This is a genomic window from Acidovorax sp. LjRoot129 (assembly GCF_964253765.1).
Classification (GTDB): Bacteria; Pseudomonadota; Gammaproteobacteria; order Burkholderiales; family Burkholderiaceae_C; genus Acidovorax.
Genome location: NZ_CAXUSE020000002.1, coordinates 1 through 13,405 on the forward strand (window position 1 = coordinate 1; position 13,405 = coordinate 13,405).

General features: G+C 56.0%; 12 protein-coding genes. 3 read left to right on the forward strand and 9 right to left on the reverse strand.

Annotated features, from left to right (window positions below; genetic code table 11):
- From ACSQ3Q_RS24510 to ACSQ3Q_RS24525, 4 genes are all read right to left on the reverse strand, one after another.
- On the reverse strand, positions 1-2,860 hold a 2,860-nt coding region (locus ACSQ3Q_RS24510; protein ID WP_436137074.1), incomplete at its 3' end, for a Tn3-like element IS1071 family transposase.
- 299 nt (positions 2,861-3,159) lie between these two features.
- The gene (locus tag ACSQ3Q_RS24515) at positions 3,160-3,579 is read right to left on the reverse strand and encodes a hypothetical protein (RefSeq protein ID WP_436137075.1); all 420 of its coding nucleotides are present in this window, start codon (positions 3,577-3,579) and stop codon (positions 3,160-3,162) included.
- 2 nt (positions 3,580-3,581) lie between these two features.
- Positions 3,582-4,184: a hypothetical protein gene (locus ACSQ3Q_RS24520; RefSeq protein ID WP_436137076.1), complete on the reverse strand. Its 603-nt coding sequence runs from the start codon at positions 4,182-4,184 to the stop codon at positions 3,582-3,584.
- Positions 4,181-5,173: a StbA family protein gene (locus tag ACSQ3Q_RS24525; protein WP_436137077.1), complete on the reverse strand. Its 993-nt coding sequence runs from the start codon at positions 5,171-5,173 to the stop codon at positions 4,181-4,183. Before ACSQ3Q_RS24525 ends, ACSQ3Q_RS24520 begins: the two co-directional genes overlap by 4 nt.
- Before the next feature lie 593 nt (positions 5,174-5,766).
- Between ACSQ3Q_RS24525 and mobI the strand changes: the two genes are divergently transcribed.
- Complete coding sequence (mobI, locus tag ACSQ3Q_RS24530; protein WP_436137078.1) at positions 5,767-6,237, forward strand: conjugative transfer protein MobI(A/C); 471 nt, start codon at positions 5,767-5,769, stop codon at positions 6,235-6,237.
- A gap of 1,131 nt (positions 6,238-7,368) precedes the next feature.
- On the opposite strand, the gene ACSQ3Q_RS24535 is transcribed toward mobI, so the two are convergent.
- Positions 7,369-7,644, reverse strand: a complete 276-nt coding sequence (locus tag ACSQ3Q_RS24535) for a hypothetical protein (protein ID WP_436137079.1) — start codon at positions 7,642-7,644, stop codon at positions 7,369-7,371.
- Positions 7,645-8,240: 596 nt separating this feature from the next.
- Here ACSQ3Q_RS24535 and ACSQ3Q_RS24540 point away from each other — a divergent pair.
- Positions 8,241-8,459, forward strand: coding sequence for a hypothetical protein (locus tag ACSQ3Q_RS24540; protein WP_436137080.1), 219 nt, complete (start codon positions 8,241-8,243; stop codon positions 8,457-8,459).
- A gap of 4 nt (positions 8,460-8,463) precedes the next feature.
- Here the strand turns inward: ACSQ3Q_RS24540 and ACSQ3Q_RS24545 are convergent, their stop codons facing one another.
- On the reverse strand, positions 8,464-9,759 hold the full coding sequence (locus tag ACSQ3Q_RS24545) for a Y-family DNA polymerase (RefSeq protein ID WP_436137279.1): 1,296 nt from the start codon (positions 9,757-9,759) through the stop codon (positions 8,464-8,466).
- An 11-nt stretch (positions 9,760-9,770) separates the two neighbouring features.
- Entirely contained in the window at positions 9,771-10,223 is a 453-nt protein-coding gene (locus tag ACSQ3Q_RS24550; protein ID WP_436137081.1) for a LexA family protein, read from the reverse strand.
- Positions 10,224-10,472: 249 nt separating this feature from the next.
- Here ACSQ3Q_RS24550 and ACSQ3Q_RS24555 point away from each other — a divergent pair, with 249 nt between their 5' ends.
- Positions 10,473-12,401 (forward strand): DUF4209 domain-containing protein, encoded by a 1,929-nt coding sequence (locus ACSQ3Q_RS24555; protein ID WP_436137082.1) that lies wholly within the window; start codon positions 10,473-10,475, stop codon positions 12,399-12,401.
- A gap of 37 nt (positions 12,402-12,438) precedes the next feature.
- Here the strand turns inward: ACSQ3Q_RS24555 and ACSQ3Q_RS24560 are convergent, their stop codons facing one another.
- Entirely contained in the window at positions 12,439-12,846 is a 408-nt protein-coding gene (locus ACSQ3Q_RS24560) for a hypothetical protein (RefSeq protein WP_436137083.1), read from the reverse strand.
- Positions 12,833-13,084 carry a hypothetical protein gene (locus tag ACSQ3Q_RS24565; RefSeq protein WP_436137084.1) on the reverse strand — a complete coding sequence of 84 codons (252 nt, stop codon included), beginning with the start codon at positions 13,082-13,084 and terminating at the stop codon, positions 12,833-12,835. The genes ACSQ3Q_RS24560 and ACSQ3Q_RS24565 overlap by 14 nt, the downstream gene beginning before the upstream one ends.
- Positions 13,085-13,405 lie beyond the last annotated feature (321 nt).

Consider the following 13,405-nt stretch of genomic DNA (forward strand, 5'->3'; position numbering starts at 1 on the left):
CATAGCGGTCAACCGGGAAGCGAAACACACCCCGCAAGTTGATGCTCTCCAGCCTGGTGGGCGCAATCTTCCCGATCAGTTCCGGTGGAATGACCTGGCGGCGGTTCGACCAGCGATCCAGGACCGCCTGCATCTGTGAGGTATTCCACGCCATCACGATGTTGGCCATCAGGCTCAACGCATCGGCCACAGCCTGCATTTCATCGACACGTTTGGCCTGCGCCGGGCTGATCCGGCCGGTATAAATGGCGCGCTTGAGGGCGTTAACAGCCTCGCCCCGATTGAGCACCCGGCGCAACTCGTTCCTGAAAGCGTCCTTGACAAAGTAGTCAGCCAAAAACGCCGTACGCAGCAACCGCCCCAATTGCACGCCAGCCTCATAGATTGGATCGCCCTGGGCGGCAGAACCGAACCGCGCAAGAGCTGCCACCGCACTGGCATGTCCGCTCATGACCGAGGCTGCCAGGTGCACCAGACTATCCCAATGCTTTTCGATCAAAGCGACGTCGACATTGGCTTCGCACACCGCAGCGATTTCTGCGGGCACTTTGGTGCCGCGTGGCACAAAGAGGTGGCGCTGTTTGAGTTCCTTCAACCGCGGGCAAAGATCAAAACCAAGCAAACGGGCATGTGACATGGCAAAGTCGGTGTAGCCATGGGTATCCACAGCAAGCTGGCTGGTCTCCAGCTTTTCTTGGCGGATGACACCTTCAATGGCCACGCCCGCCTGGCGCTCATTGAGCACAAAGGGCTGCGCATGGAAGATGCCCCACCGGTCTTTTACATGGGAGTAGATTCCAATGGAAGGTGTGTTGCGCCGAGGATCAAGCCGGGCTTGCCACACCCGTTTGGTGGTCTCCATGCTCATCATGTCAGAAGATGCCAAATCGGACCGCCCCCAGGTGGCGGCAATCGGGTGTCGCTGCATGAATTCCAGCACAGCCTGGCAGGCCTGGCTCAGACGCCGTTCGTCCCGCGCCCAGCGCATGGCCTGGCGAATGCTGGTGGCAGACAATTGCGGAATCATGCGCGCGCATTCGACCGCAGTCAGACTGGTGCCGTGGGCCATGATGCCGGCATAGACCATCAGCAGCTCGTCGGTAGAGCGCGGCTCACGTCCGAGCATGATCCAGCTAAAGCGCACCTGGGCGTCAACGGCCAGAATCACTTCCGGCAATTGAACCTCACCGATGCGGTGATCCAAAGCCGCGCGCAGCTTGGTCACTTCTGGGTCTTCGTCCTCTGCGGGCAATGGCGACAAATGGAGTTCATCATCCACGCGCAGTACGCCACTGCGGGCTGCAGCGGCCACCGCATCGACACCGGCAGTTACTCTGGCCAGCAAAGGCTTCAAGAAAGTGGCAGCCTTGCTGGGTAACGATAGACGGGCATAGTGTTTCTTGGACTCTGCCTGCCAACGCTCGTCCGTGAAGAACAAGCGCGCACGACCCCGAAAGCTCAGGCTGTGCTCAATCCAGACCGAGCCATTGCGCACCGCGCGGCGCAGGGCAAACAGGGTGGCCACCTCCAACGCCTGAAACGCCCGTTCCCGGTCTGGGCTGGAGATCGAAACCTGCCAGATCATTCCCAGACTTGGTGCCACCACTTCAACTGGCAGCTTTCTGGATCCTTTGAGATATAAAGCTTGCAGCTTGGCAAGGTACTCGATGGCAGGATGCTCGCCGGTGGCCTGCCAGGGCAGCTTTGCAATGGCGACGAGCAACGACCGCACGGGGCGAATTCCATCAATCAATCCCTCGCGGACCAGGGAGGCCCTGCTCGGTGGTTTGCGTTTCTGGGTTTCGGTGATCAAGGCTTCAAGACGGGCACGCAACTCAGCATCTGGCACCGCACCTTGCGCGCTCAAGGCAACAAGTTCGCCGAGCAGCGTTTTGTACATTGCGGCCCAATTGACGGTAGCGGGGACATCGGCGGCAGCCTGACGCCACAGATCGGCGATCCGGCGCTGCACCATAAGGATCAACTGGTCTGTGGTGGTGAACAGGCAATACCGAAGAAAGCATGCGACCTCCACGGTGCGCGCTGGCTCTTTGATCTTGGCTCCGGCTGAGGGCGGCCTGGAGACAAGTCGGCGCGCGTAGCGGCGCAAGATGAGATCGGGGATGTCTGCCAGGTGCTTATGAACGTCCAGCGTGTAAAGCAGGTCGATGCGCTCCAGTACCTCGCTGATTTGGCGGGTTGAGTGTTTCGCCGGTGCAGCCCATAGCCAACTCTGCTGGGTTTGTCCATCTGGGCGCAGCTCTGAAACTGAGGCTCGCCAGCGATCAAGTGTTGCTGGATCAACGCTGGCGGCGATGGCGGTGCCTGTTTCAACTTCAAGCTGGGCAAGTGCCGCCGCAATCAGTGTCCGAATTGCCCGCTCGTGCACGATCACCAGCTTGTTCTTGTACAGCCATTGACGCGCCCGCACGAGTAGCTGATCGCGGTCGGCGCAGCGCGCCACTTCGTCGCGCAGTTCACGTACCAGTGAGCGGCGCTGGTGCTCGCTCATCCACTGGAATCCAAGGACCGTGCAGGCTACTTGTTGGTGATCGAATAGCGTGCGCCCGCGTTCATACATGGCTCTCAGCGAGGCGACTTCTGGTGCTGCAATGCCAAGCTCGTTGCCAAGGTGGCGCCACAAGGCTACTGGAATTACCCGAAAGGCACCGAGCAAACGCCCACTCATGCGCAGGAAACCAATATGGAGCGCCAGACCAAGCTTGTGGGAATCACCTCGGCGTGCATTGATTGCGTCGCGCTCGGCACCATCGAAGGTGAAAAATGCCTTCATCTCGAAGTCGCTGATATCGCGGGGGAGCCCACGCATCCCCAAAAACGTTGTGTGCCAACCCTGCATCGTGAACCTCAAAAGTGGGAGGCCACCATACCCGTTTACAAAGCGAACAGGAAAGTCAATGAAATCAACGGTCTACCCAGACCACCCCCGCGCCAGTGCTAGCTTTGCGTACCGTCACTTATTGCACTGAAAACGAGGAGACCCCTATTACCCAGCTTCGCTGCCAGGATGATGCGAAAGAAATGGATCGGCCCATTACCTAGCGAGCGTCGTGCCGCTGAAATCCGCGAAGTTTTTGTCTCGTGCTGGCAAACGGCCAACCAGCGGCACGGCCACATCCCAGCGAGGGAATTTACCCATCACGCGTCTTTTCTTGACTCAGGGGGCACCTTCGCCACGCGAACGGCCATGTCAGTAAGGGCGACTGCCTGAAGATTCCAAAGTGTGTCAGGCACATAGCTCCAGGCGAGTACAGAATTTGGATACACGGCAACCGGTGATCCACGCTCGTCTAGAACAAATGGGAACTCGCCCTGCATGTAGATTCGACCATAGATAACAGTGACGGTGGGTTGCATCATGATCTGTAGCGCCAACCCTTCAAGATAACGCTTCGGGTCGCCCGCTATCACCTCGATGTATTTCCCTTCGTGCATCGCAAACCACTTTCTGCACGCCATAGCCACCATTTCACCCTCTGGCGGCTCCCCCATGTGCCAGCCGTTCGGGGCATCCTGCTGGGTTTGAGTAGGTGATGCCTTCTTTTTTGAGTTGCTCATAATCAATCTAGACCGCCGAGTAACTTTGCGAACTTACGAACTTTCGACCCTACCGCGTTGGCGTCCATTTCTTTTTCCCTCCCTTCGCCAGAACTCTGAGCTAATGCCGCGTTCTCGCCTGACAACGATGCTGATGATGGCACCACGACAGAGGGAGTTTCAACCTTGCGTTGTGGAAGTTCTCTTTGCTTGGACTCTGCGATTTGTACATGCGGTGTTTTGGTTGGGTGCGGATTGACGGAAGCGGCCGAAGTCACAAGCCCACCACTTTCTATTTGCCATCCAATCGCTGCCAATGATCGCAACCTCTCTGCGCGAAAACGAGAGGGTGTTGCTTCAATTTCAGCGTACAGACGCGGCTGGGCCGCGTTTAGCACCACAGCGAATTTCAGCGGCTGGCCCGAAGCCATTAATTCCGCATCTGCAGTCTTGACCGAGACAGGTGCAGAGACAACTACAGAACCATTCTCGACCTGTAAGCCCAGCAGAGCCAAGATTCTCAGTCGCTCAGAGCGGACCCCTTCAGGCACCTGACCCAAAGCGAAGATAAGTGTTGGGTAGGCCTCAGTAATCGCTACGACGACTTTGAGGCTCCCCTGTTTCATGTGGATGCGCCCATCAACCAGAACCCGCGGGCATTCGCCAAAACTGGGTCTTTGGGCGTGACAACTTTAAGCTTGGGAAAAGCGCCCTGAATAGCGTCATGGAAAAGTGGGGCACCACCACCGACTAACACAACGACGTCAGGCGACATGGATTCAACCCGAAGAGACTTTTGAATTGAAGTCGCTGTCACCGACGCCAGCGATTCACTAGCCTTCGACAGGTACGGCTTCAATTCCACACGATCTCCAGCCAGAAGAATTGTGTCTTTGCCATTCCGAAGTGCATTTTCAATAGCCTCTATAGATGGCTTGGACCCATATTCTTGAGCAATCAGAATTCCGGCTTGCTCCAGAAGCACTGATGAAGCCTTGATGCTCGTTCCACTGGATTGACGCTGAAGTTGCCCATTGCTCACCAGCACCCAGTCGAGCGAATAGAAACCTGGGTCCACCACGAGAACCCGGTGCTCATCGGTAATTTCGACGTGGTCATTGTCTGCTTGAGCCTGGTTAATGTAGTCCAGCATCCCACCAATTGGCTGTGCAACGACTTTCACTTTTTTGACGATCACAGTCCGCTTTGGCGTGATCTGGTGCTCACCAGTGAAACGCATTTCCAATTCTTTACGGCGGGCGTCGTCTTGGAACTGATTGACGGGTAAACCCGTCACCAGCAAGTCGATTTCTTTCATTTCGGAAAGCAAGAGGCCAGCATGAAATAGCGCCTTGTACGAATCGGTTTTTGCATAATCGGCATGAAGTGACCTCTCCCACATCTCAGCCCGATCAGTGGAAACGCCCGCGATAAATGGGACTCCATCTACCATCACATGCAAAAACTCATCTTGCGACCGCCCGTCAAAGCGACTTCCAAATCGATCCGCTGGGGCGGCACCCGCTGGACGCAACACTGTTTTCATTTTGCCATCAGATGGACCGTACGCCAATTTCAGACCTGAGTAGCCGATATCAATGCCAACAACGTTCATTTTCCCTCCTGTGCAATATTGCAATTTAATTGTACACGAATTGCAATCAGCAATTCGCATCACCATCACCACAGTCGCCCCTCAGTACGCAGGTCGCTACTAGGTCTGTCGCTCCACAGTCGCTCCTAATCCGTGCAAGCTACGTACTCCCAACCAAGTTCGACTTGAACCCCAGAAACTGATGCAATTCAATCCTGTAATAGGATGGATCTACCCCACAAATCCCCCCTATAGAAGACTCTAACAGGTGAGCCTGCGAGACACATTCGTTTGATGGTCTCTCACTCCTAATAGTGTGGATTGACCGGGTGAATCCATCCCGACTATTGTCATGTGTCTAGACGTCCGCCGCTTCGTTCAACCCCACTGCGCGAATTTTGGTGCTTAAGATACTTCCATCCTGTAGTCGGATGGATTGACTGGGTGAATCCATCCCGATGAGGCCGCTACCGTATTGTGTATGCTAAGATGAACGGTACTTCCATCCTATTAGGATGAATTTGGCCTGGTACATCTATCCTGAAGAAACGATCCGCTAAACACCTCGGAGCTATAGGATGGAAGTACCGGGTAGATCAACACACGGTAAACATATGGATGTACCCCACCCTGAGAATTCCGTCTACACCAATGCAATGGACGCTATCGAGGCATGTGTCCGGGAGCTCTTTGACGAAGCCGTGAGAGCACAAGACGGGTACTTGAGTCACGTTGACGCTGTCGAAGCTAAAGCCAAGGGTTGGGATTCCCGTAGCACCCTTCAGCTCTCGTGCACCAAGAAAGGCAACTCGTTAGACCTTAAGTGGACCGGCATCAAATGGTACGGACCCAAGAACAAGCGAGTGAGCATTCGAGTACCCATCAAGAAAGGTATTGATGGCTCATTCAGTATTGACAAGCTCAAGGAGTTCGCAAAAGATTGGGAGATAGATAAGGTCGTTGAGACCGAAAGGAAACTTCAGGTAGTACGACGAAAAGCAAAGCACATTGTGAATGCAGCGACGTCGATTCGACATGTCATGAGGTTTCCAAAAGAGTCCGTCGATGAAGCATCCTCGGATTGACTCAGCGAATTGGGTGGATGCTCGATGGGTCATTCAACAACTGTCGGCTGATGGCGGGACCATGTAGATGCATATCACCCCGTTTTCATTCGGGGGGCGCCTTTCTAGTCTTCACGGCCTTTATTTCCCGGCCTTATGAGAAATGCATTAAGGGTCGATGCTCTCTCTTGATGTTTACTGGGCCCCTTGGCTTCAGTACCTGAGTTTTCGGGCTTGCTTCCCCTCGATTTGGAGTTCGGTTCCCCGGGCTGTCTTTCGAGGTGCTGGTTTCGAGGCCTTAAATTCGATTTGCACCCTTCGATTCCGCTATCGTTTTCACGGGATGATGTTTTAGTGCTTCCACGGCTCCGATGGACTTCATCCCGCGCCCGCCTGCTTTCATTTCCCCCGGCGTGTTGATACTGGGCTTATGAGAAATGCATAGAGTGACGTCTCAGCGCTCCTCCCGGTTTAATGTTCTCGGGCTCGATGGAGTTGGCGACTATGAAAGTGCATTGTTTTCTTTCTGCCGCGTGCGGATGGCTTTGTCCGCGTGGATATGCAGGCTGCTGATGGTTTTCGGTCGCCCTTCCGTTTTTCCCGACGAAACGCCCCCGACGTCACGGCCAAAATCGGGCTCAGACCTGTTCCCGGCGCCGTAATCAGGATTGCTCGGGCCGTTCAATCTCCCTTGGAATCCTCGCCGCCAACCTCTCTGCGTTACGCCGGCTGCTTCCTGGCTTCGGCTTCTGGCACGGGCCTTTGGTCGACCTGGCGCTTTGTCCCGGGCTTCCCACTCGGAAGGCACCGACTGGCTGGGTTGGGTTTTGGGGGCTAGAGGTTCCGCGCTACGGTGTTCTGACACGAGCTGCAGCCGCCTGCTGCGCCCGGCGCCTGGGCCCTTCGCCTGTGGGCCTGCCTTCGAGCGGAATTCACAGGGTGATCGCTCTTCGCGGCTGTACCCCCGGTGGTGGGCGGACTTTCCCGCCTTGACGCGTCAAGATATGAGGCACGCGATTGCAGGCCCGCCAAGGGATCGAAAACGGGCGCCACAGGGTGCAGGGTGGACTTCGGCCTTCCGGGGCTTCCTGGCCGTCCTATGGCCTCACAGCCTCTACCCCGCTTTTTGATCCCGATGCGGCGCACTCTGGGCTAAAAGGGCTTTCCGCCTGCTTCAAATTCATCTTTTGGTTTTGATGGCCCGTATGGCGGCAATAGCCGCCGTATTTGCGCCCCTGCGTGAATAAGAGCTTCATTGATTTCTTCGGGCGCCAAAACTCGGGCGTTGTCCATTGACCCGGCCCAAACTGACCCATCCAGGAAGTCCACGGCTTTTACTCGCTCAGTTTCCTCATCAACTGAAACAACCAATCCTTCCGACGAACAGCCGTGTCCGCAGTCGAACTCGATTACGTCGTAAAGCTTCATTTTGGCCTTTGCTCAGAAAAAACCCCTCAGCCGGGTCAATGCTGCTCCGAATAGGTGTCCGATTCCATATAAGACGAGCATCGTGGGCGCCGCAATCACCAAATAAGCCTCAGGCCACGACAGCGTGCGCAAAAAACTCGTCGCTCCCATTTGATGCAGCCAAGAGCCCTGTATTGCGATAGGCAGTTGCATTAACACATAGCTGCCTTTGGAGTCTGCCTTATTTGCAATCGAATAACAGACACAAAAAGCAGCTGCCAAGAAGTAAACACCCGCAAGTGTTACCCCGAATCGACTGAGTCGGAATTTCCGTTCGCCCGCCATTTTCATTGATTGAATCCTGTTGTCTTTTGCTTATATGACATTTTCTGATTAACGCTAGTATCCGTCAATGCGCCAACTTACTTTTATACGCGCTTTTCATTGAAATCAACCTCTCCCGCTCGACAGCTCGGAAACATGAATTCATGCTCCTGCTGCTTTGATCCAGTGAAGGCTCTTTCAGGATTAGTGGCATCAAACCGGCGTGACGGTGGCTCAGGTTTGACCCACAATGGGGAAACTGAGCCTGGTAGGCTTAATCGAAAGGAACTCTCGTGGACAACTGGCTGAAACGAACCCACGCGCTTGGGATTGAGGATTTCGAAGAAATGGCTCGTTCGCACGGTGTGCTCGCCCCGGATCAGCAAATGAGTCGCGAGCTGCTTGCCTTTACCGTTGCGGTGGTCGAGCAGTGCGCCTGCATCGCCGACTCGTACTCGACGGACGATGATGAAAATGCCGGGGATCACATTCGGTCGTTGGTCCCTGGTTGAACCTTCACGCTCGCGCGATGGGAATGTCTGCCAGTCGCGTCGTGTATTGCGGCGTGCGGCGCTCCTGCCGCATAGCCCACTGGTGTTCTTCGGCCATTCCCGCGCTCCCTACGAAAACCGTTCGCTTTCCGTATCGGGAATTGATTCCGTCGATGGCACTCATGAGCCCCGACATGTCCTTGCCGGTTGGCTCCTCCAGATCCAGCTCACCTTGGTGCAACGTCGATGGGCCGAGATCGAGCAGCATTACTCCCGCTTTGGCCAACTGGAACCCTGGTTCGTAGATGCGACGCATCCCCTCGCACGCTGCGGCCACGAGCAGTTGGGTATCGGCCGTGGGTCTGCGAAGCGGAACCACCATCCCGCGCGAAAACTGCGGCGTTTGACGAAACGGCGAGGTGTGGGCAAAAACGTATACCTCGCCGGCGTAGCTCCCCTGCTTGCGCAGCTTCTCTCCGGCGCGCGAAGCAAATTCGCTGACCGCCTCAAGAAGCGGCTCCAGCTCTGTCACGGTCTTGCCAAAGGACCGCGTGACCGCGATCTGCTTTTTTTCACTGGGGATCTCTTCCATCTCGATGCAAGCCGTTCCTCGCAGCTCCAGCACGGTCTTTTCGAGGATGACGCTCCACCTGCGGCGGACTGTCGGCGCATGCATCTTGGCCAGGTCGAGCGCGGTGAGAACTCCGGCTTCTGCAAGCTGGGCCCCGATGCGGCGCCCCACTCCCCACACCTCGCCGACGGGCGTTGCCCCAAGCAAGGCTTCGAGGTCACCGGGAGATTGGGCGGCAAGATTGCAAACGCGCGCTAGGTGAGCCGGATAGCTTCCAGGCTTGCGTTCGGCACTCTTTGCAATGTGATTGGCCAGCTTGGCGAGCGTTTTTGTCGGTCCAATACCGATTCCGCAAGTCAGTCCAGTCCACTGCAAAATGCGAGCGCGGATTTTGAGACCCCTTTCGACCAAGTCGCCACGGACGCCGTCAAGGCTGACGAAACTTTCGTCTATCGAATATACGGATTGTATAGGTCCATAACCCGCGGCAAGGCTCATCATTCGATTGCTCATGTCCCCGTAAAGCTGATAGTTCGAACTAAGGCCCACCAAACCATCAGTTTCCACCATTTTCGCGACCTTGAACCAGGGGTCGCCCATTTTTATCCCAAGTTGCTTTGCAAGGCCATTTCGAGCCACGCAGCAGCCGTCATTATTTGATAATACAACTAACGGCTTTATTCTTAGGCTAGGTCTGAAGGCTTCCTCAGCACTACAATAAAAGTTATTCGCATCAATAAGGGAAATTATCGGCATGATAATTACTTTCCCTGCCGGAAACGCTTTATCGTGGCAGTCACAACCCCCCACACCTCGATTACTTGCCCGTCCTTGGGCACTATGTCGGGGAAGGTCGGGTTGGCCGCAACAAGCTTGACGCGGCCATTCCGGCGCCAGTAGGTCTTGCACGTGAACTCGCCGTCAATCACAGCTACGACCACGTCGTTGTGGGTGGGGCGCAATGCCCGGTTCACCACCAATAGATCTCGGTCAAAGATTCCTACCCCCTGCATGCTGTCCCCCCTGACGCCGATGAAGTACGTTGCCTGAGGGTGCGTGATGAGGATCGAGGCCAAGTCCAGACGGTCAACCGCGAAGTCCTCTGCCGGCGATGGGAAGCCTGCGCGCACCGTGGCGCCCGCCAGCGGCAACTCCAACAGGCCAGACTCGATGGCCAGGGGTTGCGGTGCTATGAGGAGGCGATCACTGTACATAACTACAGTATAAGGACCACCTGCGGGTTTGGGTAGGATGGACTACCCTCCCCCCTCCCCAGGAGTGCTCCCTTCCTGTAGTGCGAAGCACTCACGATTTGCGGACGTCGCAATCGGCCGATGGTGTTATAGCCCCAGAAGTACGCAGCCGAGCGCCAGCGAGGCGGCGACGTCGTGTAATCCAAATAGCTTTTTTTGGGTTGCCACGGGTGGACGGGTATCTGAGAGCATGGGACTGACGTCGACAATGTGACATTGACCATTTTTCTGCGTTCGGTGGGTCGACGGACAGCCGCCAATTCCTCGCCCATCACCCTTATGTTCTCCGACCATCGCCCTCACGACGCAACCGAGATCACCATGGAGGATTTCACTCCGAGCTGTTGGGGCTTGGAACCTGGTCCTCCTCGTAGCGTCGACGACTGGTGGACCCTCCTTCGAGACCTGGGATCACAGGCACACAAACGAGGTGAATTCCGCACAGCAAGAGCGATCTATCTCCTTGCCGATGCGTGTTCGCTCCAGCTGCGCGCGGAGTTCCGGAATGAACCTTTTCACCCGAGAGCTCGCACCGAATTCAACATGCCGCGCGACGTGGGCAGCTTTGAAGCGTACGTTTCGCTGATCGCCAGCGTCTACCCTGTTGTGAATGACGCAGCGCTCAGGGCTCGCCTGGCGGATATTGCATGGCTCGCCGGAAAGCCCAAGAGAAACCCCCTGCATGCACAAGCTGCCATGCAAGCCTATTTCAAGATGCCCCTCGACCTGGATTCATGGCTGACACTTGGCAGTGAACAATGCTGGCGTCGCGGGCTAACGCTTGCATTGCAGGTGTACAAGAGGGACGAAGGCGAGAAGTACATTTCAAGCGTTACCGACAAACTCGTGGGTGTTTGTGAATCTGAGCTGGCACCTGGCAACGAGACGAACATCAGCTTGTCGGTCGTCGGCATGTTGATCGATTTCAGCCTCGGCTCGACCAGTTATCAAAGCCTGGCTGGGCTGCTGGTGGATCGCTCAAGACAAGCACGCATTCAGGGAAACTTTTATCAGGCGACGGCTCATCTCACTCTTGCAAAAAGACTGTATCGCCTGCTGCACGACCATGAAGGTACTTCCGACGTTTCGGTCTTGATCTCTGAAATTTACATTGATGAAGCCACACGACGCATCAGTGCGCCACGTCCAAGCTTCTTCTCGGCCGTGGACTGGTACAACGATGCACGTCACGAACTACTGACGATTCCAACGCGGCTTCGCGCTACCAGGGGCGTTCAAGCCAAACTTGATGAGCTGTTGCGGCTTCACGGTGAAGCGCAAGCAAGGTCGCTGGAGGAATTTCCTATCGGTCATGGGCCTTCATGGGATTTAAGCGAGGTCGCGGACGCAGCTATCTCCTCTGTGGAGAACAAAGAACTGCTTGACGCTTTGCTCGCCTTCTCAGAAATCCACCATTGGACTCACTTCGCCTCAGCCCGCCAGGAAGCGATACAGAGCTTGGAGAAATACGTCGCCGGCTCCTTGTTCGCCACAGTAAATCTAGCTGACGGAGGGCGCGTGGTGCGTAAAACGCCAGCCTATGACACCGGCGCAACAGCGGACAGCGGTACGAACAACGCCGCGATCTCGCGCAAGATGGTGGAGCACCATATGATCTCGGTGAAGCTCGTCTGTCACGGGGCAATCCTTCCCGCGTGGCATCAGCTTGTTCTGGATCACCTCATCGAGGAACAGGATCTCTTGGGGATTTGCTCGTTTTCCTCGGTCGTCCCAAACGAGCGTGCGCCATTGGTGGCCAAAGGACTGAAGGCGGGGTTCGAAGGAGACTTTGACACCGCACTCCACCTCTTGGTACCACAGCTGGAACACATGGTGCGTTGTCAGCTCAAGCGTAAGAATGTCGTAACGGCATGGCCGGAAGAGGACGGCGTGGCAATGGAGCACGGCTTGAGCACACTCATCGCCAAGCCTGAGATGTTGTCCATTTTTGGCCCAGACAGGACGTTTGAAATCTCAGCCGTCTTTTGTGATCAGACGGGCCCCAACATTCGCAACGACTTGGCTCACGGCCTTCTTCCACCTGGTGCGCCAAGCAGTCACCAAGGTATCTATGCCTGGTGGATGATCTTCAAGTTGGTGTTTGAAAACTACTGGTATTCGGCTCCCGCCAAAAACTGACCTTCCCTGCAGCCGAGATTCTGAATCGCCGTGTCTCCTACTGAGGCGGCTTCCGCCGTCGGAAAACGCTTCCCCCCTCGCGCGGCGGGCCCAGTGGCAGCTCAATGAATTCTCGTGACACCAGCCGTTGAAACGCATGGCCCTGGAATTGCTCCACCGGCGTGATCTGGATCTTCACTCGATCTGCGTAGACCTCCAGCTCCACCAATGGGACACCCAGCGGCGACAAGATTGCGGCTCCCCGAGCGCGTTGCGCTCTTTCATGCTCCTCGGCCAAGCGCCTGGCTGACATGGTCTCGGGCGTCTGCAAGTGCGCGTCCAGTTTGCGCACCAACTCGGCCGTGATCGGAACGTGCGGCAAGCGCTTGAGGTAGGCGGACACCTCCTCCAGCAGCTTGAGCGTGTCGTTCAGCGTCGCCTCAGCGCTGATCTCAGGTGTGGTCATGGTTTTCCGCGTGTTTGATCAGCATGCACACCGCTTGGTAGCTCTCCATCACCATGAACGTGCGAGAGCCGCGCTGGCCGTCCACGCCGTTTATCTGCTCGGTGAGAGTGATTTTGGTTTTCACCCCTGAAGGGTAGTTGGCGTGGGTCACGTCCACGACCGTAGCGATCAATGGCACCTGCAACAGGGCGCTACGCGGCACCACGAGGGTATCGCCAGAATCGGTGACAACCGTCACGTCAATGCGGGGTGGGGTCAAACCCATCATCGGCCCAGCAGGTTGGTCACTTCATGCCTCGCCGTCGCCGACAAAGGATCGAGGCAGACAAAGTGGCGACCCACAGACACTGCGACGGACAGATCAAACACCACATGGAGCTCCTTCATCGCTGAAAGAGACCCGTCTTCAAGATGTTGAAGTCGGCAAGGCGTAACGGCAAGAGTGTTGTTCATTTCGCGGGCGTCACACCATACTTATCGGCTAATACTAGTAATATTACCCGATAAATCGATCACTGGACAATCCAACAGGCCACAAGTGAATAAAACGACGGGATGG

Excerpts from the sequence above, each read along its gene's own strand:
- ACSQ3Q_RS24515 (WP_436137075.1), bottom strand. The coding sequence starts at position 3,579 with ATGAGCAACTCAAAAAAGAAGGCATCACCTACTCAAACCCAGCAGGAT.
- ACSQ3Q_RS24520 (WP_436137076.1), bottom strand. The coding sequence starts at position 4,184 with ATGAAACAGGGGAGCCTCAAAGTCGTCGTAGCGATTACTGAGGCCTAC.
- ACSQ3Q_RS24525 (WP_436137077.1), bottom strand. The coding sequence starts at position 5,173 with ATGAACGTTGTTGGCATTGATATCGGCTACTCAGGTCTGAAATTGGCG.
- mobI (WP_436137078.1), top strand. The coding sequence starts at position 5,767 with ATGGATGTACCCCACCCTGAGAATTCCGTCTACACCAATGCAATGGAC.
- ACSQ3Q_RS24535 (WP_436137079.1), bottom strand. The coding sequence starts at position 7,644 with ATGAAGCTTTACGACGTAATCGAGTTCGACTGCGGACACGGCTGTTCG.
- ACSQ3Q_RS24550 (WP_436137081.1), bottom strand. The coding sequence starts at position 10,223 with ATGTACAGTGATCGCCTCCTCATAGCACCGCAACCCCTGGCCATCGAG.
- ACSQ3Q_RS24560 (WP_436137083.1), bottom strand. The coding sequence starts at position 12,846 with ATGACCACACCTGAGATCAGCGCTGAGGCGACGCTGAACGACACGCTC.